The sequence below is a fragment of the Pseudarthrobacter kochi genome, from assembly GCF_055412805.1.
This window is the reverse complement of record NZ_JBVAYV010000011.1, coordinates 35,991-58,119: the sequence shown is the minus strand read 5'-3', so window position 1 is coordinate 58,119 and position 22,129 is coordinate 35,991. Positions and strand designations below refer to the sequence as shown.

General features: G+C 68.0%; 16 protein-coding genes. 12 read left to right on the top strand and 4 right to left on the bottom strand.

All coding sequences use genetic code 11. From position 1 onward, the window contains the following. The first annotated feature begins 6 nt into the window (after window positions 1–6). The 3 genes from ACZY0Y_RS07985 to rsmD are packed head-to-tail and all read left to right on the top strand — an operon-like array spanning window position 7 to window position 4,003. Window positions 7–1,068 (top strand): DAK2 domain-containing protein, encoded by a 1,062-nt coding sequence (locus ACZY0Y_RS07985; protein ID WP_463957355.1) that lies wholly within the window; start codon window positions 7–9, stop codon window positions 1,066–1,068. Continuing rightward, window positions 1,058–3,343, top strand: a complete 2,286-nt coding sequence (locus ACZY0Y_RS07980; RefSeq protein ID WP_463957335.1) for an ATP-dependent DNA helicase RecG — start codon at window positions 1,058–1,060, stop codon at window positions 3,341–3,343. Before ACZY0Y_RS07985 ends, ACZY0Y_RS07980 begins: the two co-directional genes overlap by 11 nt. Window positions 3,344–3,373: 30 nt before the next feature. Beyond that, complete coding sequence (gene rsmD, locus ACZY0Y_RS07975; RefSeq protein ID WP_463883458.1) at window positions 3,374–4,003, top strand: 16S rRNA (guanine(966)-N(2))-methyltransferase RsmD; 630 nt, start codon at window positions 3,374–3,376, stop codon at window positions 4,001–4,003. Here rsmD and ACZY0Y_RS07970 read toward each other — a convergent pair. Genes ACZY0Y_RS07970 through ACZY0Y_RS07960 form a run of 3 tightly spaced genes read right to left on the bottom strand, consistent with a single transcriptional unit; the run spans window position 4,000 to window position 6,838 of the window. Further along, window positions 4,000–4,782: a spermidine synthase gene (locus tag ACZY0Y_RS07970; protein WP_463883456.1), complete on the bottom strand. Its 783-nt coding sequence runs from the start codon at window positions 4,780–4,782 to the stop codon at window positions 4,000–4,002. The two genes, rsmD and ACZY0Y_RS07970, sit on opposite strands and share 4 nt — an antisense overlap. Then, the gene (locus tag ACZY0Y_RS07965; RefSeq protein WP_463883454.1) at window positions 4,782–5,984 is read right to left on the bottom strand and encodes an aminotransferase class I/II-fold pyridoxal phosphate-dependent enzyme; all 1,203 of its coding nucleotides are present in this window, start codon (window positions 5,982–5,984) and stop codon (window positions 4,782–4,784) included. The genes ACZY0Y_RS07970 and ACZY0Y_RS07965 overlap by 1 nt, the downstream gene beginning before the upstream one ends. Then, window positions 5,981–6,838, bottom strand: a complete 858-nt coding sequence (locus tag ACZY0Y_RS07960; protein ID WP_463957334.1) for an SDR family NAD(P)-dependent oxidoreductase — start codon at window positions 6,836–6,838, stop codon at window positions 5,981–5,983. Before ACZY0Y_RS07960 ends, ACZY0Y_RS07965 begins: the two co-directional genes overlap by 4 nt. A gap of 48 nt (window positions 6,839–6,886) precedes the next feature. Between ACZY0Y_RS07960 and coaD the strand changes: the two genes are divergently transcribed. From coaD to ACZY0Y_RS07920, 8 genes are all read left to right on the top strand, one after another. Further along, a complete protein-coding gene (coaD, locus tag ACZY0Y_RS07955) occupies window positions 6,887–7,387 on the top strand; it encodes a pantetheine-phosphate adenylyltransferase (protein WP_160665041.1) in 501 nt (166 codons plus the stop codon). Window positions 7,388–7,561: 174 nt separating this feature from the next. Next, complete coding sequence (locus ACZY0Y_RS07950) at window positions 7,562–8,086, top strand: YceD family protein (RefSeq protein ID WP_084507086.1); 525 nt, start codon at window positions 7,562–7,564, stop codon at window positions 8,084–8,086. 36 nt (window positions 8,087–8,122) lie between these two features. Then, entirely contained in the window at window positions 8,123–8,326 is a 204-nt protein-coding gene (rpmF, locus tag ACZY0Y_RS07945; RefSeq protein ID WP_009356569.1) for a 50S ribosomal protein L32, read from the top strand. A gap of 21 nt (window positions 8,327–8,347) precedes the next feature. Further along, entirely contained in the window at window positions 8,348–9,127 is a 780-nt protein-coding gene (rnc, locus tag ACZY0Y_RS07940) for a ribonuclease III (RefSeq protein ID WP_463957333.1), read from the top strand. A gap of 9 nt (window positions 9,128–9,136) precedes the next feature. After that, entirely contained in the window at window positions 9,137–10,096 is a 960-nt protein-coding gene (mutM, locus tag ACZY0Y_RS07935; protein ID WP_463957332.1) for a bifunctional DNA-formamidopyrimidine glycosylase/DNA-(apurinic or apyrimidinic site) lyase, read from the top strand. A 132-nt stretch (window positions 10,097–10,228) separates the two neighbouring features. Next, complete coding sequence (locus ACZY0Y_RS07930) at window positions 10,229–10,945, top strand: hypothetical protein (protein WP_463957331.1); 717 nt, start codon at window positions 10,229–10,231, stop codon at window positions 10,943–10,945. Window positions 10,946–10,949: 4 nt separating this feature from the next. Further along, window positions 10,950–12,242: an MFS transporter gene (locus tag ACZY0Y_RS07925; RefSeq protein WP_463957330.1), complete on the top strand. Its 1,293-nt coding sequence runs from the start codon at window positions 10,950–10,952 to the stop codon at window positions 12,240–12,242. Beyond that, window positions 12,239–13,267, top strand: a complete 1,029-nt coding sequence (locus tag ACZY0Y_RS07920) for a TolB family protein (RefSeq protein WP_463957329.1) — start codon at window positions 12,239–12,241, stop codon at window positions 13,265–13,267. The genes ACZY0Y_RS07925 and ACZY0Y_RS07920 overlap by 4 nt, the downstream gene beginning before the upstream one ends. 83 nt (window positions 13,268–13,350) lie before the next feature. Here the strand turns inward: ACZY0Y_RS07920 and ACZY0Y_RS07915 are convergent, their stop codons facing one another. Next, window positions 13,351–18,111 (bottom strand): DUF4082 domain-containing protein, encoded by a 4,761-nt coding sequence (locus tag ACZY0Y_RS07915; RefSeq protein WP_463957328.1) that lies wholly within the window; start codon window positions 18,109–18,111, stop codon window positions 13,351–13,353. Window positions 18,112–18,476: 365 nt separating this feature from the next. Here ACZY0Y_RS07915 and smc point away from each other — a divergent pair, with 365 nt between their 5' ends. Beyond that, entirely contained in the window at window positions 18,477–22,070 is a 3,594-nt protein-coding gene (smc, locus tag ACZY0Y_RS07910) for a chromosome segregation protein SMC (protein WP_463957327.1), read from the top strand. The last annotated feature ends 59 nt before the right edge of the window (window positions 22,071–22,129 follow it).

Sequence of the window (22,129 nt, the reverse complement as noted above, 5' to 3'; positions counted from 1 at the left end):
CAAGCGATGAAGCGGTGGTTGGGCAAGGCCGAAACGACGCTTGGAAACCACAGCGACCGCCTGAACGCCATCAACATCTTCCCGGTCGCCGACGGTGACACCGGCACCAATCTCTACCTGACGGTGCGTGCCGCCGCCCAGGCACTTCACAGCCTGGACACTGCGGCGATACCCCAGATCGGCGCGGACCCCGGGGTCCATTCCTTCGGTCCGCCGGACCCGGCCCAGAACGACGTCGGCGCCATCCTGGCACGGGCCGGCCTGGCCGCCATGGAACAGGCGCGCGGCAACTCCGGCACCCTGTTCGCCGTGTTCCTCTGCGCCGCAGCCGAACCCCTCGGCGGCCACCACCGGCTGAGCGCTCCGCTGCTGGCCGCCGCCCTGAACCGCGCCCAGCTCCGGGCCTGGTCCGCGCTGAGCGACCCGGTTCCCGGAACCATGCTTTCCGTCATGGAAGCGGCCGCCCGCGCCGCGGCCGCTGTGGATTCCGCGCACGACGGCGACGACAGCAACCACACGCTGGGCCTGGCCCTCGACGCCGCCGTGGAAGCCGCCGTCGTTGCCGTGGTGCGCACCGAGGACCAGTTGGAGGCGCTGCACGCAGCCCATGTGGTGGATGCCGGCGGCGTCGGGATGCTGCTGATCCTCGACTGCCTCCGCTCCGCCGTCCTCGGCGAGGAACTCCAGGACCAGCTGCTGGACGGACTGCACGGCTACGACGTCCAGGACCCGCACATCCACGCCGGCATGCCCCGGGACGAGGGCGTGGAAGTCATGTGCACCATCACCCTGTCACCGCTCGACGCCGCCATGATGCGCCAGCGGCTCGACGAAATGGGTGACTCCGTCATCATGAGCCAGGTGGGCGGAGCGGTCGACGCCGCCGGCGCGTACCGCTGGCGGGTCCACGTCCATGTGCCGGACGCCAAGCCGGCCGTGGCGCTGATCCGTTCCCTCGGTGAACCTTCGGACATCAGCATCACTGAACTTGCCGTGCCGGACGCCGAACCCCGCGGGATATGTGACCGTGAACCCGCAGGACAGGTCTCCGACGGATATGAACGCTGAGCTGGGCAACGCTGAACCGCGCGACGCCGGACCGGGCAACGCTGAACTGGGGCTGGGCCTGGAGCGCCGGATCGGCAAGCGTTCCGCGGCAGTGATCGAAAAGCACCTCGGCATCACGACCGTCGGCGGGTTGCTGAATTACTTTCCCCGCCGCTACCTGGACCGGGGTGAGCTCACCCCCATCAGCGAGGTTCCGCTCGACGAGGACGTCACCCTGATCGCCCGGGTGCTCTCCAACAGCACCCGGTCCATGCGTGCCCGCCGCGGTTCGCTGACCGACGTCGTGATTACCGACGACGCCGCGTCCCCGGGCACGGGGATGGGCGGCGGCACGCTGAAGGTGAGCTTCTTCAACGGTTTCCGGGCCAAGGCCGAACTGCTGCCGGGCCGCCGCGCCATGTTCTCTGGCAAGGTCACCCGCTACGGAGGCGCCCTGGGGCTGACCAACCCCGACTTCCTGCTGCTGGACGAGGACCCGGACACCCCCGGCATGGATCCGGAAAAGCTCGCCGCCATGCCCATCCCGGTGTATCCGGCCACCGCCAAGCTGACCAGCTGGTCCATCCAGAAAGTCATCTCCACGCTGCTGGACACCGCGGACCTGGACATCCTGCCCGACCCGCTGCCGGCGGAGATCGCCGCCCGGGAGAAGTTCCTGCCGGTCGCGGACGCCTACCGGCTCATCCACGCCCCGGAAACCACCGCGGACTTCCAGCGCGCCCGCGACCGGTTCCGCTACCAGGAAGCCCTCGTGCTCCAGTCCGCCCTGGCCCGGCGCCGGGCCCAGCTCGCCGCGGAAGAGGCCACCGCCCGCCGGCCCGTCCAGGAAGGGCTGCTGACAGCCTTTGACCGGCAGCTGCCGTTCACCCTGACCGCCGGCCAGGCCGCCGTCGGCAAGACCCTGGCCGCGGAACTCGCCCAGGACTCGCCCATGAACCGGCTGCTGCAGGGCGAAGTCGGCTCCGGCAAGACGATCGTGGCACTGCGCGCCATGCTGCAGGTGGTTGACGCCGGGGGACAGGCCGCCCTGCTGGCCCCCACGGAGGTCCTCGCCGCCCAGCACTTCGACTCGATCCGCCGCACGCTCGGGCCGCTGTCCCGGGACGGCATGCTGGGCGGCCTGGGCGCGGACGCCGTCCAGGTCACGCTCCTGACCGGCTCCATGCCCACCGCCGCCCGGAAACAGGCCATGCTGGACGCCGCCTCCGGAACCGCCGGGATCGTCATCGGCACCCACGCCCTGCTCAGCGACAACGTGTCCTTTTATGACCTGGGCCTGATCGTCGTCGACGAGCAGCACCGTTTCGGCGTCGAACAGCGCGACGTCCTCCGGTCCAAGGCCCGCAAACCGCCGCACCTGCTGGTCATGACCGCCACCCCGATCCCCAGGACCGTGGCCATGACCGTGTTCGGTGACCTCGAAACCTCCGTTCTCGACGAGCTTCCGGCCGGTCGTGCGCCGATCACCACCCACGTCGTCGGACTCGCGGAGCACCCGGCGTGGGCCCCGCGCATCTGGACCCGCTCCCGGGAAGAGATCGACGCCGGCCACCAGGTCTACATCGTCTGTCCCAAGATTGGCTCGGACGACGACGGCGACTTCAGTCCCGGCGAGGCCGAACCGTCCGCCGCTGACCTCGACGGGGACAACGGCGCGCGCGAACTCGCGTCCGTGACCGGCGTCGTCGAACAGCTCCGGGACGAACCCGCTCTGGCGGGGGTGGCCGTGGCGCCGCTGCACGGGCGGCAGGACCCGGCCCTGAAGTCCGGGACCATGGCCTCGTTCACCGCCAACCAGACCAAGCTCCTGGTCTCCACGACGGTCATCGAGGTGGGCGTGGACGTCCATAACGCCACCCTCATGGTGATCCTGGACGCGGACCGCTTTGGTATCTCGCAGCTCCACCAGCTCCGCGGCCGGGTGGGCCGCGGCGGGCTGCCGGGAACCTGCCTGCTGGTGACCACACTGGAACCCGGCCACCCGAGCCGCCGCCGGCTCGATGCCGTCGCGGCGACGACCGACGGCTTCGAACTCTCCCAGGAGGACCTCAAGCTGCGGCGCGAAGGCGACATCCTGGGTGCCTCCCAGTCCGGCGGCAGGTCCACGCTGAAGCTGTTGCGGGTCCTGGAACATGAGGACGTGATCGCCCGGGCACGCCAGGATGCCTGGCGGATTGTCGGCGGCGACCCGTCACTGGGCGCCCACCCAGGCCTCGCGGCGGCGATCGATGAATACCTTAATCCGGAAAAGGAGGCGTTCCTTGAACGCGGCTAAGAACATCCACCCATCCCTGGCGGTACGGCCATGAGCCGCATCATTGCCGGTGCCGCGGGCGGAACCACCCTGGTCAGCGTCCCCGGATCCCTGACCCGCCCCACCACGGACCGGGTCAAGGAAGCGCTGTTCTCCCGGCTGGACGCCTTCGAGGTGATAGCTGACGCCCGCGTGCTGGATCTCTACGCGGGCTCCGGTTCGCTCGGCGTGGAAAGCGCCAGCCGCGGGGCGCAGGCCGTGGACCTGGTGGAATTCGACGGCAAGGCCAGCGGGGTCTGCCAGCGCAACGCGGACCTGGTCAACACCGTCGCGGGGCGCAAGGTGGTCTCCGTGCACCGCTCCAAGGTCGAATCATTCCTCGAACGGACCCAGGAAAGCGCCCGCTGGGACCTGATCTTCCTTGATCCGCCCTACCCCCTGGATGAACCGGCGCTGGCCGGGGTGCTGGCCAAGCTGCTCCCGCACCTGGCCGAGGGCGCCGTCGTCGTGGTCGAGCGCTCGTCCCGGAGCCCCGAACCGTCCTGGCCGGACGGGATGGAGCGGTTCGCCGACCGGAAGTACGGGGAGACGAAGCTCTGGTTCGCCGAACCCGGCGTGGACGAGGGCCCGGCGGACGCGACAGAGGCAGAACCCGAGGTAGAAGCGGAGCGCGACAGCTAGTCCGACACCGCGTCCAGCGCGACGCCGGACAGCACCTTCGCGGGGTGCGGCCCGCGGGCGGTGAGCGCCGCCGTCCAGACCTCGGGCCACGGCCCCTGCGTCCCGGCCAGGATGATGTTGCCGGGATAGCGGCCGCTGAACATGCCCGCCTCGGCGAACGCGGCCACATCGGTCATCGCCCGGCGCAGCGCGGCCACCTGGCTCCGGACCAGCGTGAGCCCCGGCTCGTCGCCGACGTTGATGATCAGGACGCCGCGCGGGGTCAGTTTCGCGGCCGCCTCAAGGTAGAACCCGGTGCACGCGATGTGCTCCGGCGCCTCCGGTCCGGAGAAAATGTCCAGGATCACGACGTCGAAACGCAGTTCCGCGGGGAGCCCGGCCAGGGCGTCCCGCGCGTCGCCGATGATCATCTGCAGGTCCGTGCCGCCCGGCAGGGGGAGTTGCTGCAGCACGAAGTCCAGCAGTTCCCGTTCCAGCTCGACCGCGTACTGCACGGAGCCGGGCCGGGTGGCCTGGATGTAGCGCGCCAGCGTCAGCGCCCCGGCCCCGAGATGCAGGGCCGTGATGGGTTCGCCCCACGGTGCCGCGAGGTCCACCACATGGCCGATCCGGCGCAGGTACTCGTAGAAGATGTCATCCGGCTCGGCCAGGTTGACGTGCGACTGCTCGGCCCCGCCGATGCTCAGCACAAACCCGCCCTCGGTGAAGGCGTCGGGCTCGATCGTGGCGTGCTGGCCGGTGGTGCGCAGGAAGCGGGAGGCCGCGGGGGAGTCCGCCATCAGAGCCTGTCGCGGAGGGTCGCGAGCCGTTCCGCGGCCTCCTGCAGGACATCAATCCTCTTGCAGAAGGCAAAGCGCAGCAGGCTCCGGGTGCGTTCGGCGCCTTCCGGATGGCAAAAAACCGGCACCGGAATCGCCGCGACACCAACGAGCGCGGGCAGCCGGCGGGCCAGGTCCACAGCATCGGTGATGCCCAGAGGGGCGGTATCCACATTGACGAAGTACGTTCCCTGCGGCGTGAAGACGTCCAGTCCTGCCGCCCGCAGGCCCTCGCTGAGGATGTCGCGTTTGAGCTGGAGGGTATCGGCGATCCCGGCATAGAACTCATCCGGCAGGCCCAGCCCGGCCGCGATGGCGCTCTGGAACGGGGTGCCGGAGCTGTAGCTCAGGAACTGCTTCACCGTGCGGGCGGCGGCGACCAGGTGCTCCGGACCGCTCAGCCAGCCGATCTTCCAGCCGGTAAAAGAGAAGGTCTTCCCGGCGGAGGAGATGGTCAGGGTGCGTTCCGCGGCACCCGGCAGGGTGGCCACCGGGATGTGCCGGGCACCGAAGGTCAGGTGCTCGTACACCTCATCGGTGATGATGACGGCGTTGTGCCTGGTGGCGAGCTCGACGACGCGTTCGAGCACCTCGCGGGGGAACACCGCGCCGGTGGGGTTGTGCGGATTGTTGACCAGCACCACCTTGGTGCGGCTGCTGAACGCCGCCTCGAGGGCGTCCAGGTCCGGCATGAAGTCCGGTGCCAGCAGCGGGGCGGTGACGTGCCGGGCGCCCGAGAGGCCGATGATCGCGCCGTAGGAGTCATAGAACGGCTCGAACGTGAGGACCTCATCGCCCGGGCCCACGAGCGCGAGCAGTGCGGCAGCGATGGCCTCGGTGGCGCCGGTGGTGACGATGATTTCTGTCTGCGGGTCCGGTTCCAGGCCGTAAAAGCGTTCCTGGTGGAGGGAAATCGCCTCCCGCAGCTCCAGGATGCCCTTCCCGGGGGCGTACTGGTTGGCGCCGGCGGCGATGGCGGCCTGTGCGGCCGCCTTGATCTCCACCGGGCCGTCCTCGTCCGGGAAGCCCTGGCCCAGATTGATGGCTCCGGTCTGGAGCGCGAGTGTGGTCATTTCCTCGAAGATCGTGACGCCGAGGGTGCCGTCTGGGGAGAGCAGGTTGGCTCCGGTCGCGGTCCGCTGCCACGGCAACTGGGAGCTCACTTTGAGCCCGCTTTCTCGCCGCGCCCGGTGAACTTGTCCATCGTGGAGTAGATCCCGAAGACCTTCCCGCCCACGAAGTCCCAGGCCCGCACCGGCAGGATGCCGCGCAGGACCTTGCCCAGCTGCGCGGTCGCGGGGGCGATCAGTTGCGGCCGTCCGGCGGTGGTGGCCCGCCAGGCCCGGTCCACGGCGTCATCCGGGGTCATCAGCGGCGTCAGCAGCGGGCCGCGTGCGCCGTCGAACATCCCCGTGGAGATGTAGCTGGGGCAGAACGTCGTCACGGCGAGGTGGCTGTAGCCGTGCTGTTCGAGTTCCAGCCGGAGCGAATCGCTCCACCCGATCACAGCCCATTTGGACGCGGCGTACACGCTCATCCTCGGGTTGGAGACGGTACCGGCGGCGGAAGCGATGTTCAGGATCCGGCGCGGCCGCCCGGCGTCGTCCATCATGCCCGGCAGGAATGCGTGGGTGACGTACATGGGCGCCAGCGCGTTGATGTCCATGGTCAGGGCGATGTCCCGCTCCGGGTGGTGGTCCCAGAAGAGTGCGCCCCGGACGATTCCTGCATTGTTGACCAGGAGCGTCAGCGGCCCTTCCTCCCGGCACGCCTCCGCGGCGTCGGCAATCGCCGCGCGGTCGGAAAGGTCCACCTGGCGGACCACGGCGCGCGCGCCGAGCAAGGTCACTTCGGCGGCGGTCTTCGCCAGGCCGTCGGCGTCGACGTCCCAGAGAATCACGACGCCGGCCCCCTCCCGGGCCGCTCGCAGGGCGTACAGGCGTCCCATGCCCATGGCGGCCCCCGTCACGAGAACCACGCCCCCGGACACGGTGAAAGGAATGCTCGATGCTGACATTCAGCCATGTTATCCCGGCCTGCGGCAGCAGTACGGTAGGTTCGAAGGATGAGACGCGCCGTATGCCCTGGCTCCTTTGACCCCATCCACAATGGCCACCTGGAAGTCATCGCCAGGGCCGCAGGCCTCTTCGACGAGGTCATCGTCGGCGTCTCCACGAACTACGCCAAGAAATACCGCTTCACCCTCGACGAGCGCATCGACATGGCCAGAGAAACCCTGGCGTCCCTGCGCGGGATCGTGGTGGAGCCGGTGGGGGAAGGACTCCTCGCCGAGTACTGCCGCCGGCGCGGCGTGTCCGCCATCGTCAAGGGCCTGCGTTCCTCCTCCGACTTTGACTATGAACTGCCGATGGCAACGATGAACCGCCAGCTCACCGGCGTCGAGACTGTCTTCCTGCCCGCGGAGAGCCACTACCTCCACTTGTCCTCGACGCTGATCAAGGAAGTGTTCACCCTGGGCGGCAACGTGTCCGAGTTCGTGCCCCGCTCGGTGCTGAAACGGCTGCACGCGGGCGAGGCGGACCAGGACCAGCCGCACAGAGGGTAAGCTTGATCGGTACTCGGCGGCCTGCTGCCGGTTGCGCGGCCCGAATCCGAGGCGGCGTGCGGTGTGAACCGCAGGCATGCCCCCGGTTTGAGTCCGTCCGGAAGATCAGGCTAAGATAGTACGTCGGTCATATGTTCAACAGGAGTTCTCATTAAACGAGATGCTAGTTCGCCCTTGGTGTTTGACGTCAAGGACCTCGGACGCAGTCCGGGAAGCATGCGGACGCTGACGGAACATGTACCCGCACCAGGTGATCTTGGTGTGGCGCTCATCGGCGTGCAGGAAGGCTCGGATGTCGAGCTGGATCTGCGGCTCGAGGCCGTACACGAAGGAATTCTGGTATCAGGAACCGCGCACGTCGAAGTTACTGGCGAGTGCGGCCGATGCCTGGATCCCCTTGCGTATGACCAAGAGGTCGATGTGCAAGAACTTTTCTTCTACGAGGACGCTGTGTTCTCGGATGAGGAAGACGAAGAAGAGCAACGTCGAGTCGAGCACGATCTGATCGATCTTGAGCCGGTGTTGCGGGACGCAGTTGTAACCATGCTGCCGTTCCAGCCGGTGTGCCGGGAAGACTGCCAGGGCCTTTGCTCCGAATGTGGAGTTCGCCTGGAAGACGAGCCGGGGCATCACCACGAGGTGGTAGATCCTCGCTGGGCTGCCCTAGCTGACTTGGCTAAGCCTGACCGGCAAAACTGATTTGTAAGTGTTGGACTAGAGAGAAATGAGTTAGCCGTGGCTGTCCCGAAGCGGAAAATGTCTCGCTCGAATACCCGCGCCCGCCGCTCCCAGTGGAAGGCAACTGCCCCCCACCTGGTGAAGACTGTCGAGAACGGCCAGGTTACGTACAGCCTGCCGCACCAGGCAAAGGTCGTTACTGACTCGGCTGGCACCGCGCTGTTCCTTGAATACAAGGGCCGCAAGGTCGCAGACGTCTAATCCGCCAACTGGCTGACTAAGATGTCTTCAACTGAAGAGCTTCTGAAGCGTCTCGGTGTCACTATTGACGCCGGGACGCTTCGTCTTGCGCTCACACACCGTTCCTACGCCTACGAAAACGGCGGCATACCCACCAATGAACGTCTCGAGTTCCTGGGCGACTCCATCCTGGGGTTCTCGGTCACCGACGCGCTGTACCGTGACAACCCCACGCTGCCCGAAGGGGACCTGGCCAAGCGCCGCTCCGCCGTCGTCAGCACCCGGGCACTCGCGGGCATCGGCCGCAGCATCGGACTTGGTGAGTACATCTACCTCGGCCAGGGCGAAAAGCTCACCGAGGGCAAAAACAAGGCGTCCATCCTCGCGGACACCATGGAGGCGCTCATCGGCGCCACCTATATCTCCAATGACATCGAGACCGCACGCCAGCTGGTCATGCGCCTGATCGGGCCCCTGCTCAAGGACGCGGCCGCGCTCGGCGCCGGCACCGACTGGAAGACCAGCATCCAGGAGCTGGCAGCCAGCCGCCAGCTCGGGACGATCAACTATGCCGTGGAGGGCTCCGGGCCGGACCACGCCCGGACGTTCGAGGCCATCCTGCGGATCGGCGGCAACGACTACGGCTCCGGCTCGGGCAACTCCAAAAAAGAAGCCGAGCAGGAAGCGGCCGCTGACGCCTGGCGCAGGCTCTCGGCGCCGTCGGCGGCTGCTGCGCCGGACACGGCCGCCGTACCCGACACGGCACCCGCCGCATCGCCGGAACCCGACGCGCAGCAGCTGCAGTCCCAGACCGGCGCCTAGGCACGCCCTGTGCCTGAACTGCCCGAGGTCGAAGTTGTCCGCCGCGGCCTGGTGAACTGGGTGCGGGGCCGGACCATCACCGCCGTTGAGGTGCTGGATCCGCGCTCCGTCCGGCGGCACGCACTTGGCCCCGAGGACTTCGCCGGCAACCTTGAAGGTGCCCGCGTCCTGGACGTTGTCCGGCGCGGAAAGTTCCTCTGGCTGCCGTTGGCTGATACGGCCCCGGGGGATCCCGCTGCAGCGGACATGCCCGCCGTGGCACTCATGGCGCACCTGGGCATGTCCGGGCAACTGCTGATGCAGGACTCCACTGTTCCGGACGAAAAGCACCTGAAAGTTCGGCTGCGGCTCAGCCCCGCGGACGGTATGCCGGACCAGCTCCGGTTCGTGGACCAGCGGATCTTCGGTGGGCTCTTCCTCACCCCGCTGATCCCCACGCCCGACGGCGGTCCCGGCGGGCTCGCCGAAACACCGCTGCCGCTGATCGCCGGGGGAGCCTCCCACATCGCGCGGGACCCGCTGGACCCCCACTTCTCCTTCGAGGAGTTCTACCGGCGGCTCCGGACCCGCAAGACCGGGCTCAAACGCTCCCTCCTGGACCAGGGGCTCGTTTCCGGAATCGGCAACATCTACGCGGACGAGGCCCTGTGGAAGGCGAAGCTGCACTATGCCCGCCCCACGGACACCCTGCGCCGGGCCGATGCCCTCCGGGTACTGGAAGCCGCCCGCGAGGTCATGACGGATGCCCTCGCCGCCGGCGGGACCAGCTTCGATTCGCTCTATGTCAACGTCAACGGGGCCTCCGGCTACTTCGACCGCTCGCTCAATGCCTACGGCCGCGAAGGCCTGGAATGCAAGCGCTGCGCCGCGGCCGGCCTGGTTAGCCTGATGAAGCGGGAACAGTTCATGAACCGCTCATCGTACTCGTGCCCGGTCTGCCAGCCCCGGCCCCGCAACGGGCGCTGGTAGGTACCGGCCGCAAAAGACAAGTAGTACTACTCTTCCGAACCGTGCATCCCGCTGAAAGACTGTGCCGATGAGTGTCAGGGGAGCAGGGACCGTGGTTGCAATGGAAGCCTTCGCCGGGGCCGGGGAAAGCCGGTGATAGCCAAGCGGCTGGTCATCGCGGGGGTTGGCATAGCGGCGGTCCTCGGAGGAACCGCCGTCGTGCTCGACCAGGTGACGGCAGGACAGTCCGCTGATTCGCGTTCCGCGCCGGTGCCCGGCAGCAGTCCGACAGCCTCCGGATCCGGTGCGGACCCCGGCACAGCCGACGCAGCCACAGCGGCGGAAGCCGGCGGAGCCGCAACGGCGGAAGCCAGTGGTGCCGCGGCCAAGCCGGCAGAGGGTTCAGCCGATGGCTCGGCCTCGGCACCGGCGGGGCGTGAAGTCCTTCCCGCCGTGAGTCCGTCGCCGTCCGGGCTGCCCATGCCGCCGCCTCCGGCTCCCCTCATCAGCTTGCCCCTGCCGGCGACAGCATCAGCCCAAGGCAAAATCGTGGACGGGTTCCCCGCGGACGTCATCGCGTTTCCCGAGGGTACGGTGGTTGTCTCGACCGGTGTGTCCTCGGCTGATGGCTCCCTGCAGATTTCCGCGGACGCCATCGCCGCGTCCAGCCAGGCGTCAGTGGTGGGGCACTTCCAGCAGATCCTGGGGCCCTTGAAGTTCTGGTCCGAACCCGTTCAGGCGCCGGACGGACAACAGTCCATGCGGTTCAGCCGGGGCAATGATTCAGTGACTCTCACGACCTCAACGACGGGAACGGGGAGCACCCGGTTCATGCTGTTGGCAAACCTGCATGTGGCGGCAGGCGGGTAGCGCCATGTACATCTCCATCTCTGACCGCAACGGCGGCAAGAGCGACCTGGCCGCGGCGGACATAACCCCGGCCGGGCCCCGGGGAAAGCCCTTCCGTCTCTCCCCGGTGATTCTCTGCCTGGGCGTGGTCAGCATGCTCACCGACGTATCGTCCGAATCCGTCTCCGCAATCCTGCCCCTGTACATCACCGGATTCCTGGGCCTGTCCACCATTGCGTTTGGCATTCTCGATGGAATCAACCAGGGTGCGAGCGCCATTGTCCGGATCGCTGCCGGCCATGCGTCCGACCGCCTCGGGCGCCCCAAAGGGGTGGCCCTCGCAGGCTACGGCCTTTCCATGGTGGCCCGGATCGGCCTCCTGTTCGCCAGCGGATTCTGGGCCCTGACCGGGGTGGTGACGGCGGACCGGATTGGCAAGGGCATCCGAACGGCCCCGCGCGACGCACTGATCGCGGTGTCAGCCCAGCCGGAATACCTGGCGCGGCATTTCGGTGTGCACCGGATGCTGGACAACATCGGTGCGGCCAGCGGGCCGCTGCTGGCCTTCTTCATCCTGATGCTGGTGCCCAACGGCTATGGCATTGTCTTTGTGGTCTCGCTGGCGTTCGCCGCAATTGGTGTCGCAGCGCTCGCGCTCTTGGTGCCGAACCTCAAAACAGGGGAGCCGCGAGACTCAGGGCCGGCCAGCAAAACCAGGCCGGCGTGGGGTTTCCGGTGGCGGTTGCTCCGTGAACCGGGCATAGGCCGGCTGCTGGTCGCCGCCGGGATTCTGGGCCTGCTCACGGTAGGGGACGGCTTCATCTACCTGGTGCTGCAGGACAGGGACTCGTTTGCTGTGCAGTGGTTTCCGCTGCTCTACGTGGGAACGAACGTGGTTTTTCTGGTCCTCGCCGTTCCGCTGGGCCGCCTCGCGGACCGTTGGGGCAAGGCGCGGGTGTTTGTGGCAGGGCACGTCGCACTCCTTGCCTGCTACCTGCTGGCTGCGGCGCCGCTGGGCGGCCTGGGCCCTACCGTGGCCTGCCTGGTTCTGCTCGGGGCGTTCTACGCTGCGACGGACGGCGTGCTGGCTGCGTTGGCAAGCCAGCTTACTCCGCCTGACAAACTTGCCACGGGACTCGGGGCAGCACAGACCGTGGTCGCACTCAGCCGGATGGCCGCGTCCGCCGGCTTTGGTGTCCTTTGGTTTGCGCTGGGTCCCTCCACCGCGATGATGGTGGTTGGCGGTTGCCTCGCCGCGGCCGTCGCGGCGTCGTGGTTCATCCTGCGCGGCGGCCTGCGGCAGAGGACGGCCGCTTGACCCCGCCAGGAAGCAAGTCGAAGTGGGGGATCCTGCTGCTCGTGACTGCGCTGGTCATTGCCGCCGCCGGAACCTACGCGGCGATTGCCTTCGGGCGTTTTCAGGAGAGCATGACGGCGGCGTCGTCGGCACGGGTGGCATCCGGCGGCGCCGTGCTGACAAAGGCAGCCGTCCTGTTCCGCAACACGGCGTCCGGGCAGGGCTACGGGATGATCGGCACCGTCCCGCTGTCCGAACCTGCCGGCGAGCGGTCATTGACGGAGGTTGCCTGCGACAGGGTGTACGGCACGCTGCAGGACATTGTCTGCCTGAAGACCAACCGCGGCCTGGTCACCAACTTTGAAGCCGTACTCCTTGACCCGGACTGGCAGCAAAGGCGGAGCTGGGCGGTCCCGGGCATCCCCAGCCGCACACGGATGAGTGCGGACGGCTCCCTCGTGGCCACAACGGTGTTTGTCACCGGGCACTCGTACGGCAGTGCGGGCTTCTCGACGGAGACATCCATCACGGCGGCGCAGGGCGGCGGCGGAACCGGGAGCCTTGAAGACTTCGCGCTGCTGGTTAACGGCACCCGCATCACGGCGGCAGACCGCAACGTCTGGGGCGTGACCTTCGTTCCTGGCCAAAGCGACACGTTCTACGCGACGGCAGCATCCTCCGGCCGTATCTGGCTTGTGAAGGGGAGCATTTCGGCGCGCACCCTCACAGCAGTCCACGACGGCGTGGAGTGCCCGTCGATCTCTCCCGATGGCACCCGGATCGCGTACAAAAAGAACACCGGCGGCCCGCTGGCCGCGCACTGGCGGGTCGCGCTGCTGGACCTGGCCGCCGGGACGGAGACCGTCCTGTCCGAGCCGCGCAGCGTGGATGACCAGATCGAATGGCTTGACGACCGGACACTGCTCTACGGACTCGCCCGGGACGGTGCCGCGGGCGACAGCGACATCTGGCAGATCAATGTGGATCCCGCGTCCCGTTCCTCCCTCTACATCGAACACGCCTGGTCGCCGTCGGTGGTGCGCTGACAGGAGCTTCCGCCACCCATCGATTGCTCCATAACGGCCCTTATAGAGCCTCAAAAGGGCCGTTATGGAGCAGCGGATGGGGGTCAGGGTGCGGCAGGTGCGAAGACGATATCGACGAAGTAGTTGGTGGCGTTCCAGGAGTTCGTCGGCATGGCGCCGCCGGACCCGTATTGGTACAGGCCGTTGTTCGGGCCCGCGGCTGTCAGGACGCCGTTGATCCAGGGTTCCGCGAAGAACGCCGCTGTGGAGGGATAGCTGCCGTTGGGAGCCAGGTAGGACACCACGTAGCTCTGTCCGGGCTCGAGCGCGACCGGAGCAGCAAACGTGGCCGTTTGCCAGCCGGAGGTTGTCTCGCCCGTGAATGTCACCTGGGCCAGTTGCTGCCCGGCGGCAGTCCACAATGAGCCGACATGCGTTCCCGTGTTGCCAGCGCCTTTGTAGAACCTGACGCCGGTGGCATTGCCCGACGCCGACACTGAGAAGGCGGTGCCCAGCTCAATGGATGACGTGTCCCCGGTTGCGGCCGGGACGGCAGGGAGCAGGGATCCGAACAGGGACTGTTCCGCGCCGGCAGGATTGGATGTGGTGAACTGCCAACTGAGCGGCGCCAGCGCGGCGCCTTGCGTTGAGACGACGTTGCTGACGCCGGCTGATATCACCGTGGCCGCCGGAAGCGGTTGTGCCGGCGAGAACGTGATCGTCCGGGCGTCCGCCGACAGTGCGGACGCGCCGCTGACGGCGGCACCGTTGGCTGACAGTTCAAAGGTGAAGCCGTTCTGGACGGGCGCTGACAGCGTCACCGACGGTTTGGATGTCAGGGGGAACCCGAGGGAATCTGCCGCAGGCACCAGGGCTGTCGCGGTGAGCGGCTGCACCGATACGACGAAGTCCACGTCCACGAGGTAACTTGCGTTCGCGGAAGATGACGGGAAGTCGCCGTTGTACGTGTAAGCACCTGCGCCGGCGGCCGCACGCAATGGTCCGCTGGTGAGTGCGGATCCCAACCCGCCCGGTGTCGCCGAATAGATGCCGGTGGGTGTGCGGTAGGCGGCCACATATTCCGTGTTCGCCGCGATGTCCACGGGCTGGCTGAAGGTGGCTGTCTGCCATCCGGACGAGGATTCTCCAGTGAAGGTGGCCGTCGCCAACTGCTCACCGGCGGCGGTGTACAGCGCCCCGGTGTGTGTTCCGGTGTTGCCCGCGGCCTTGTAGAAGCGGATGCCCGTGATCTTGCCGGGGGCATTGCTGGCGAAGCGTACGCCCAGCGTGAGGGGCACCCCGTCATTGAATTCCGGGACGACCGGGGTCACGGTGTCCTGATACAGCGAGCACGGGCAGACCCCGTCGGACCGCGGGGACGGAACGGTCGTGAAGGTCCAGGTGCCGCCGGCGCTGAGTGACTGGCCCGTCGTCGAGGTTGCCGTCAAAGTAGCCGTGTAGCTGGTGGCAGCTGCCAGGGCTGCCGCCGGAGTGAAGGTCACTTTGCCCGTCGCCGAGTCGTAGCTGGCGGTGCCGGGAACATCGACAGAGCCGGGACCTGTCAACGTCAGCGCCACACTTGACCCGGCGGCAGGCTTGGACAGGGCAGCGGAGACCGCGGTATCCAGGGCAATGCTCGAGGAGCCGGGAAGCGGCGTCTGCGCGCCGGCCACGAAGGGCAGTTCCGGGTACTGGACCACGACGTCAACGAGGTAGCTGGCTCCCGAACGCGCACCCGGGAAATCGCTCGTGTAGGAGTACGCTCCGGCGTCGGACGCCGTTCTCAGGTTTCCGACGCTCAGTCCGGATCCGAAGCCGTTCACGGTGGCCGAGTAGGCTCCGGTGGTGCTCTTGTAGGCCATGATGTATTCGGTATTTGCCGTCAGGGCGATGGGCTGGTTGAAGTTCGCCGTTTGCCAGCCGGAGCTACTCTCGTTTGCGAAGGTGACAGTGGCGAGCTGCTGTCCGGACACAGTGAACAGGGTCCCGGTGTGTGTGCCGGTGTTGCCCGCTGACTTGTAGAAGCGGACGCCGGTGACGGTCCCTGCAGCAACGCTGGAGAAGCGGACCCCGAGGGTCAGCGGCACACCGTCCCTGACCTCCTGGATCCCCGGGACGACAGCGTCATCATAAAGGCTGCAAGGGCAGCTTCCCGGAACCGGCGGAGAGACCACAGTGGTGAAGGACCACGTTGCACCGCTGGTCACAGCGCCGCCGCCCGCGTCCGTGGCGCTGAGCGTAGCGGTGTAGGTGGTACCGAGCGCCAGGACAGCTGCCGGGGTGAAAGTGACCTTCCGCAGGGTGGAGTCGTAGCCGGTGGTGCCGGCCACGGCCGTGCCGTTCGCCGTGAGCGTCAGTTGCACGCTCGAATCCGTGACGGCCTTGGAGAGTACCGCCCCCACTGTTGTGGCCTGGGGGACGCTCGACGAGCCGTCCAGCGGCCAGTGCCCGGAGGCCGTCAGGTCGGAGGTGTCGACGGTGTCAAACAGGGCATCCACGAAATAGTTGCCGTTGTTGTAACTGTTCGACGGAAACGACCCCGGAGCGGCGTACACACCGGCCGGAGGGCTCCCGAATCCGCCGGCCACGGTCAGGGGCGGGGCCGTCAGGCCAAAGCTGGCCCACTGGTTGTCCTTGCTGGCATAGTGTCCGCTCGGAGCGGTGTACGAGACGACATACTTTTGGCCGGCGGTCACCGGCACCGGCTGACTGAAACGTACTTGCTGCCAGCCGGACGCCGTTTCCGCGGTGAACGCGGCCGTCGCAAGCCGCTGGCCCGCAGCACTCCAGAGCGAACCGTTGTGGGTTCCGGTATTGGCGGCGCTCTTGTAGAAGCGCGCTCCGGTGATGAAGCCGTCCACGCTGGGTGTGATATTCATACCAAGCTCATATGCGCCGCCGTCCTGGGCATCAGGCACGTCCGGTGCCTGCTGGCCGAAGACGGAGTACGGTCCGGCCAGCAGCAGATGACGGGTTAACGGTGTGCCGATGTTGGCGCTGTCGTCCACGGCGCGCACCTGGATGCTGGCCGTGGCAAGGCCCTTCTGGATATAGGTGTAGGACCAGCTTTGTTTGCCGTCGGCGCGCCGCCAGCTTGTTCCCCCGTCGGTGGAGACTTCGACGCCGGCGACGATGCCGCCGGCGTCGCTGGCCGTTCCGGACACCGTGACGGCCGTGCCGTGCGGGATGCTGGCACCCTCGGCAGGGGAGGAGACCGCCACGGTCGGGGGCGCCGTGTCGCTGCTGGCCGACGCGGCGGCAAGGGCCGTGTCGCGGGTGGCGGGCTGGGCGCCCATGTCTGCCAGCAGGTTGATTTGTGCCTGCTGCATCCGCGGATCCGCGGGCGCGCCGTCGCCGTCATGCTGCTGGTCCAGGCCCCACGTCCACTGGACCGTACCCGCGGAGAAGACCAGAGCCCCGCTGGGGGCCCGGTACATGGTCAGGTGGTGCGTAGTGGTTCCGGGCAGCACGGTGTTGCCGAAATCCTGCAGATACTGGGGGGATGTCCCCGTGGTGGTGGACAGCCGGATCAGTCCCGCCGGCCTGAACCCGTTGTCGACGTCCTCATTGGATTCGTAGCCCACCGTGTGCGGCGCCAACTCCGCGGAGCTTCCGGCGGCGAGTGTTGCCAGTGTGGTGTTGCGCCAGAGACGCGCTTTTCCCTCGGCGGCGCTGACGGTGACGGGCAGGTCCGTGTAGTTGGACATGTACATCGTCCCGGTGAGTGCGTTTTCCGGAAGGCCGCCGCCGTTGGCCTGCGCGGCGAACCTCGGATCGCGCCACGTGCCGGTCCACTGCGTGCTGGGGTCAATCTTGCCGCCGGCCCAGGTCTCCTTGTAGGAGGTGATGGTGCGTCCGGCTGCACCGTCGACCGGGGAAGGCTCCAGCCGCGTCCGCCAGTACACTTCGTTGCCCGAGAGGAACTGCAGATTCACGCCGGCGTCGCGGGCGGCCTCCACATTCGCCCGCTGGGCACCGGACCAGTATTCGTCGTGGCCCACGGAGAGGAACACCTTGTGGTTGAGCAGCTGGGCGCCGTTCCGGTCAGTGTCCACTCCACTGATGTAACTTACGTCGTAGCCGTTCTTTTCCAGGAAGCGGACCAGCGGGTACTCGCTGCCGAAGTAGAAGTCGCGGCCGTCCACGGCGCCACGTGTGTTGACCGGCCGGTTGTAGCTGATTTTGTAGGCCCGGCCGTTCTGTGCCCCCTGGTAGAAATCCGAGCCGCCGTAGTCGTTGTAGGCCTGCCACGACGTGTCGGAGGTCTGGAAGACGACATCCGAATGGCTGCCATCCGAGCGGACAATGAAAGTGATGTGGCTCTGGCTGCCGTTGTCCGGCCGCGTCAGGAGGGCGACATACACGCCGGAGACGGCGGACGCGGGGACCTGCCAGGTGGCGGACACCGCCCAGGTTCCGCAATCGTAGAGTTCCGTGGTGACGTCAGAGAGGCATTGGGGTTGTGTTTGCCGCAATGCCGCCGGGGTCACATCGGCAATCTTGCGGGCGCCGAGTCCCTGGTACCAGCCGGTCCGGTAGATGCCGATCGTGTAGTTGGCCGCGGTGGTGTCCACCTTGAAGCTGATGGGCTGGCCCGCGTTGACGCTGATGTCGGTCGCGAATCCCTGAATGTCGGCATCACCGGCGCCGGTGATGTCCCATTCCGAGGGCGGGCTTCCGGGCTTCGAATTCTCACACGCCACGGCGTTCAGGAGCGGGGAGCACGGATCCGCAGCGTTGGCGGACGGCAGGAGCGCCGCCGGCGCAGCGACCGGCAGGAGCGCTGCAACCAGTGCGGCGGCAACCAGCCGAATGGCGCCTCGTGTGAGTGCTTTCAGCGGTCGACCGGCTGGGGATGCGGACATATGAACTCCTGAGTGAGTACGCTGTGGCGGTATCGGGCCGGCGCATCGTGCACCGCCCTGTGCCGCACCCCCCGGGGCAGCCAACCAAGTTATCCAGTTGTCTTCCAACATCGAGTTGCCAGCCAAACACCCCCCTTGCGCCCGAGGCCGGGACACAGAACCAACTGCGTCCTGCCACGTCGGGACGGCGTGAGCCCGCCGGCCCGAGCAGCACCAAGCAACTCTTCGCCGTCAGCCTAGGGTTCCGCGCGGAGAGCCAGCAAAAGAATTCCTTGGGAAAAGCCTAAATCCGCTGATTTTAGGGCCGTGGCGGTAGATTTAGGGCGGGAGCAGCCGTTTCCGCCAGCCAGGAGATCCGAAATACCTTGCACCTCAAAAGCCTGACCGTCCGGGGATTCAAGTCCTTCGCTTCGGCGACGACTTTCGAATTCGAACCAGGCGTCACCGCCGTCGTGGGACCCAACGGCTCGGGCAAGTCCAATGTGGTGGACGCCCTGGCCTGGGTGATGGGTGAACAGGGCGCCAAGACCCTGCGCGGCGGCAAAATGGAGGACGTGATCTTCGCGGGCACGTCCGGGCGCCCGCCTCTGGGCCGCGCCCACGTCTCGCTCACCATTGACAACAGCGACGGCGCCCTGCCGATCGAGTACAGCGAAGTCACGATTTCCCGCACCCTGTTCCGCACCGGCGGCTCGGAGTACGCCATCAACGGCGCCGGCTGCCGGCTCCTGGACATCCAGGAGCTCCTCTCGGATTCCGGCCTGGGGCGGGAAATGCACGTGATCGTGGGGCAGGGGCAGCTCGACAAGGTGCTGCACGCCACCCCGGAGGACCGGCGCGGTTTCATCGAGGAAGCCGCCGGCATCCTCAAGCACCGCCGCCGCAAGGAAAAGACCGTCCGCAAGCTCGAAGCCATGCAGGCCAACCTTGCACGCCTCAGCGACCTCACCGGCGAAATCCGGCGCCAGCTCACGCCGCTGGGCAAACAGGCCGAAGTGGCACGGCGCGCCCAGACCGTCCAGTTCGAAGTCCGGGACGCGCGCTCCCGCCTCCTCGCGGACGACCTCGTCCAGCTGCAGTCGGCCCTGGCCCGGGACGTCGCGGACGAAAGCGCACTCAAAGCCCGGCGGGGCGTCGTCGGGCAGGAACTCGAGCTCGGCAGGCAGCGGCAGGCCAGCCTCGAACAGCTCGCCGCCGAAGCCACCCCCACACTCAGCGCCGCCCGCGACACCTGGTACCAGCTCTCCGCCGGACGGGAACGGCTGCGCTCCCTGGGCTCCCTCGCCGAGGAGCGGCGCCGGCTGCTTGGTGCCTCCGACGCCGTCCCGGATACCGGCCGCGACCCCGACCAGCTCGACCGGCAGGCCGCCCGCGTCCGTGCGGAACAGTCCGGGCTGGAGCGCCAGATAGTGGAGCGCCGCAGCACCCTGGACGCCGCCACCGCCGCCAAACAGGACGCCGAAAACGCCGCCGCCGCCGAGGACAAGCGCCTCGCGTCCCTGCTCCGCGCCGCCGCGGACCGCCGCGAGGGCCTCGCCAGACTGTCCGGGCAGGTGGGCGCCGCACGCTCCCGCGTCGAGTCCGCCCAGGCGGAACTCGGCCGGCTCCGTGAATCCCTCAGGGCAGGGGAGGAACGCCGCAGGCAGGCCCATAGCGAGTTCACCGCCCTCGAATCCCAGGTCGCCGGGGCGGAAGACGGCGAGGAAACCCTCGACGCCGAGTACGAGGACGCCAGCATGGTGCTCGACACCATCGCCGCTGAGATCGACGCGCTGCAGGCGGCCGAACGCGAAGGCGAGCGGGAACGCGGTGCCCTCATGGCCCGCCGTGACGCCCTTCAGCTCGGACTGAACCGCAAGGACGGCTCGGATCACGTCCTTGGCTCAGGAATTCCCGGCGTGATTGGATCCCTGGCGTCCATGATCACAGTGGAACCCGGCTTCGAGGCGGCCATCGCCGCGGCCCTGGGCTCCTCCTCCGACGCCGTCGTGGTGCAGGACGGCGAAGCCGCGGCCACCGCCGTCGAGCGGTTGAAGAGCGACGACGCCGGCCGGGCCGCCCTGCTGCTGGCGGGCACAGCCGCCGCCCGCACCGCCCCCGGCGGGCAGCTTCCCGCGGGCGCCCGGTGGGCGTCCGGTCTGGTCACGGCGTCAGGCACGGACGATGCCGCCCCCCGGCTGCCCCTGTCCGCACTGCTGGCGGGCATCGCCGTCGTCGAGGGCCTGGACGACGCGGCACAACTCCTTGCCGGCCGCCCGGAACTGACCGCCGTGACCCGTGCCGGGGACGTCCTGACCGTCCTGACCGTGAACGGAGGCTCCGCCAAGGCTCCCTCGCTGATCGAGGTGCAGGCCGCCGTCGACGACGCTTCCGCGCGGCTTGCCGCGGTGACCGCCGAGCTGGAACGCCAGCGTTTCGCCCTCGCCGCCGCGCAGGCCCGGCGCAGCGCGGCACAGGACCGTGCCGATGCGGCCCTGGAGAAACTCCACGATTCGGATGCCCGGCTGGCGGCCGTGGCCGAACGCCTGGGGCACCTGAACTCCGTGCTGCGCAGTGCCGTCGGCGAAAGCGAGCGGCTCGCCGCCTCCCTCGCCCGGGCCGAGGCCAACATCCGCACCGAACAGGAGTCGCTGGAGGCCGTGGCGGCACGGCTGGCCGCCGCCCAGGAAGCACCAGCGGAGGAGGAGCCCTCACCGGAACACCGGGACGCCCTCGCCCTGGCCGCGTCGCTGGCCCGCGGCGCCGAGATGGATGCCCGGCTCGCCCTGCGCAGCGCCGAGGAACAGCTTACGGCCACCCGCAACCGGGCGTCGTCGCTCGAACGCGCCGCCGCCACCGAGCGCCGCGCCCGCGAGGAAGCGGCCGAACGGGCACGCCGCCGCCGGCTCCAGGCCAAACGGGCCGCGGCCGTCTCCGCCGCCGTCGCCCGGGTGGTCGGCTTCATCGACGTATCCGTCGAACTTGCCCGGCAGGAGCGCGACAGCGCCGAGGAACGCAAGGAACAGATGGACGTCGAGCTCGCGGCCGTGCGCAGCAGCAACGATGCCCTCGCCCGCGAACTGGCCGAACTGACCGACTCCGTGCACCGCGACGAACTGGCCCGCACCCAGCAGCGCCTCCGGATCGAAGCCCTGGAACTCAGGAGCGTTGAGGAACTGGGCCTGACCGCCGCCCAGCTGGTGGCGGATTTCGGCCCCGACCAGCCAGTCCCCGTGCCCGAGGGGGAATCGGCGGACAAATGGGCCGCCCTGCGCGCCCCGGTGGACGAGGACGGCCGTGAGATCATCACCGGCAAGCCCTTCGTCCGCGAGGAACAGGAGAAGCGGCTCAAACGGGCCGAGCGGGACCTGTCAGCCCTGGGCCGGGTCAACCCGCTGGCGCTGGAGGAATTCGCCGCCCTCGAGGAGCGCCACCAGTTCCTGAGCACCCAGCTCGAAGACCTCAAATCCAGCCGGAAAGACCTGCTGGACATCATCAAGGAAGTCGACGAGCGTGTCCAAAAGGTCTTTGCCGAGGCTTTCGAGGACACCTCGGCGCAGTTCGTCCGGATCTTCGCGCGGCTCTTCCCCGGCGGCGAGGGCCGGCTGGTCCTCACCGACCCCTCGGACATGCTGACCACCGGCATCGAAGTCGAGGCGCGGCCGGCCGGCAAGAAGATCAAGCGGCTCTCACTGCTTTCGGGCGGCGAACGTTCGCTGACCGCAGTGGCCCTGCTCGTCGCGATCTTCAAGGCCCGGCCCTCACCGTTCTATGTGATGGATGAGGTGGAAGCGGCGCTGGACGACACCAACCTGGGCCGGCTCATCACCATCTTCGAGGAGCTGCGCGAATCCAGCCAGCTCATCATCATCACCCACCAGAAGCGCACCATGGAAGTTGCCGACGCCCTCTACGGCGTCACGATGCGCGGCGACGGCGTCTCCACGGTCATCAGCCAGCGGCTCGGCGCCCAGGTCTGAGGCGCGCCCGCCCGCGTTTCCAGGCCCCGCGGCGGCTTTCCGGTTTGTGAGAAGCTAGG

Excerpts from the sequence above, each read along its gene's own strand:
- ACZY0Y_RS07915 (WP_463957328.1), bottom strand. The coding sequence starts at position 18,111 with ATGTCCGCATCCCCAGCCGGTCGACCGCTGAAAGCACTCACACGAGGC.
- ACZY0Y_RS07960 (WP_463957334.1), bottom strand. The coding sequence starts at position 6,838 with ATGTCAGCATCGAGCATTCCTTTCACCGTGTCCGGGGGCGTGGTTCTC.
- ACZY0Y_RS07925 (WP_463957330.1), top strand. The coding sequence starts at position 10,950 with ATGTACATCTCCATCTCTGACCGCAACGGCGGCAAGAGCGACCTGGCC.
- rsmD (WP_463883458.1), top strand. The coding sequence starts at position 3,374 with ATGAGCCGCATCATTGCCGGTGCCGCGGGCGGAACCACCCTGGTCAGC.
- ACZY0Y_RS07985 (WP_463957355.1), top strand. The coding sequence starts at position 7 with ATGAAGCGGTGGTTGGGCAAGGCCGAAACGACGCTTGGAAACCACAGC.
- ACZY0Y_RS07970 (WP_463883456.1), bottom strand. The coding sequence starts at position 4,782 with ATGGCGGACTCCCCCGCGGCCTCCCGCTTCCTGCGCACCACCGGCCAG.
- ACZY0Y_RS07980 (WP_463957335.1), top strand. The coding sequence starts at position 1,058 with ATGAACGCTGAGCTGGGCAACGCTGAACCGCGCGACGCCGGACCGGGC.
- coaD (WP_160665041.1), top strand. The coding sequence starts at position 6,887 with ATGAGACGCGCCGTATGCCCTGGCTCCTTTGACCCCATCCACAATGGC.
- rnc (WP_463957333.1), top strand. The coding sequence starts at position 8,348 with ATGTCTTCAACTGAAGAGCTTCTGAAGCGTCTCGGTGTCACTATTGAC.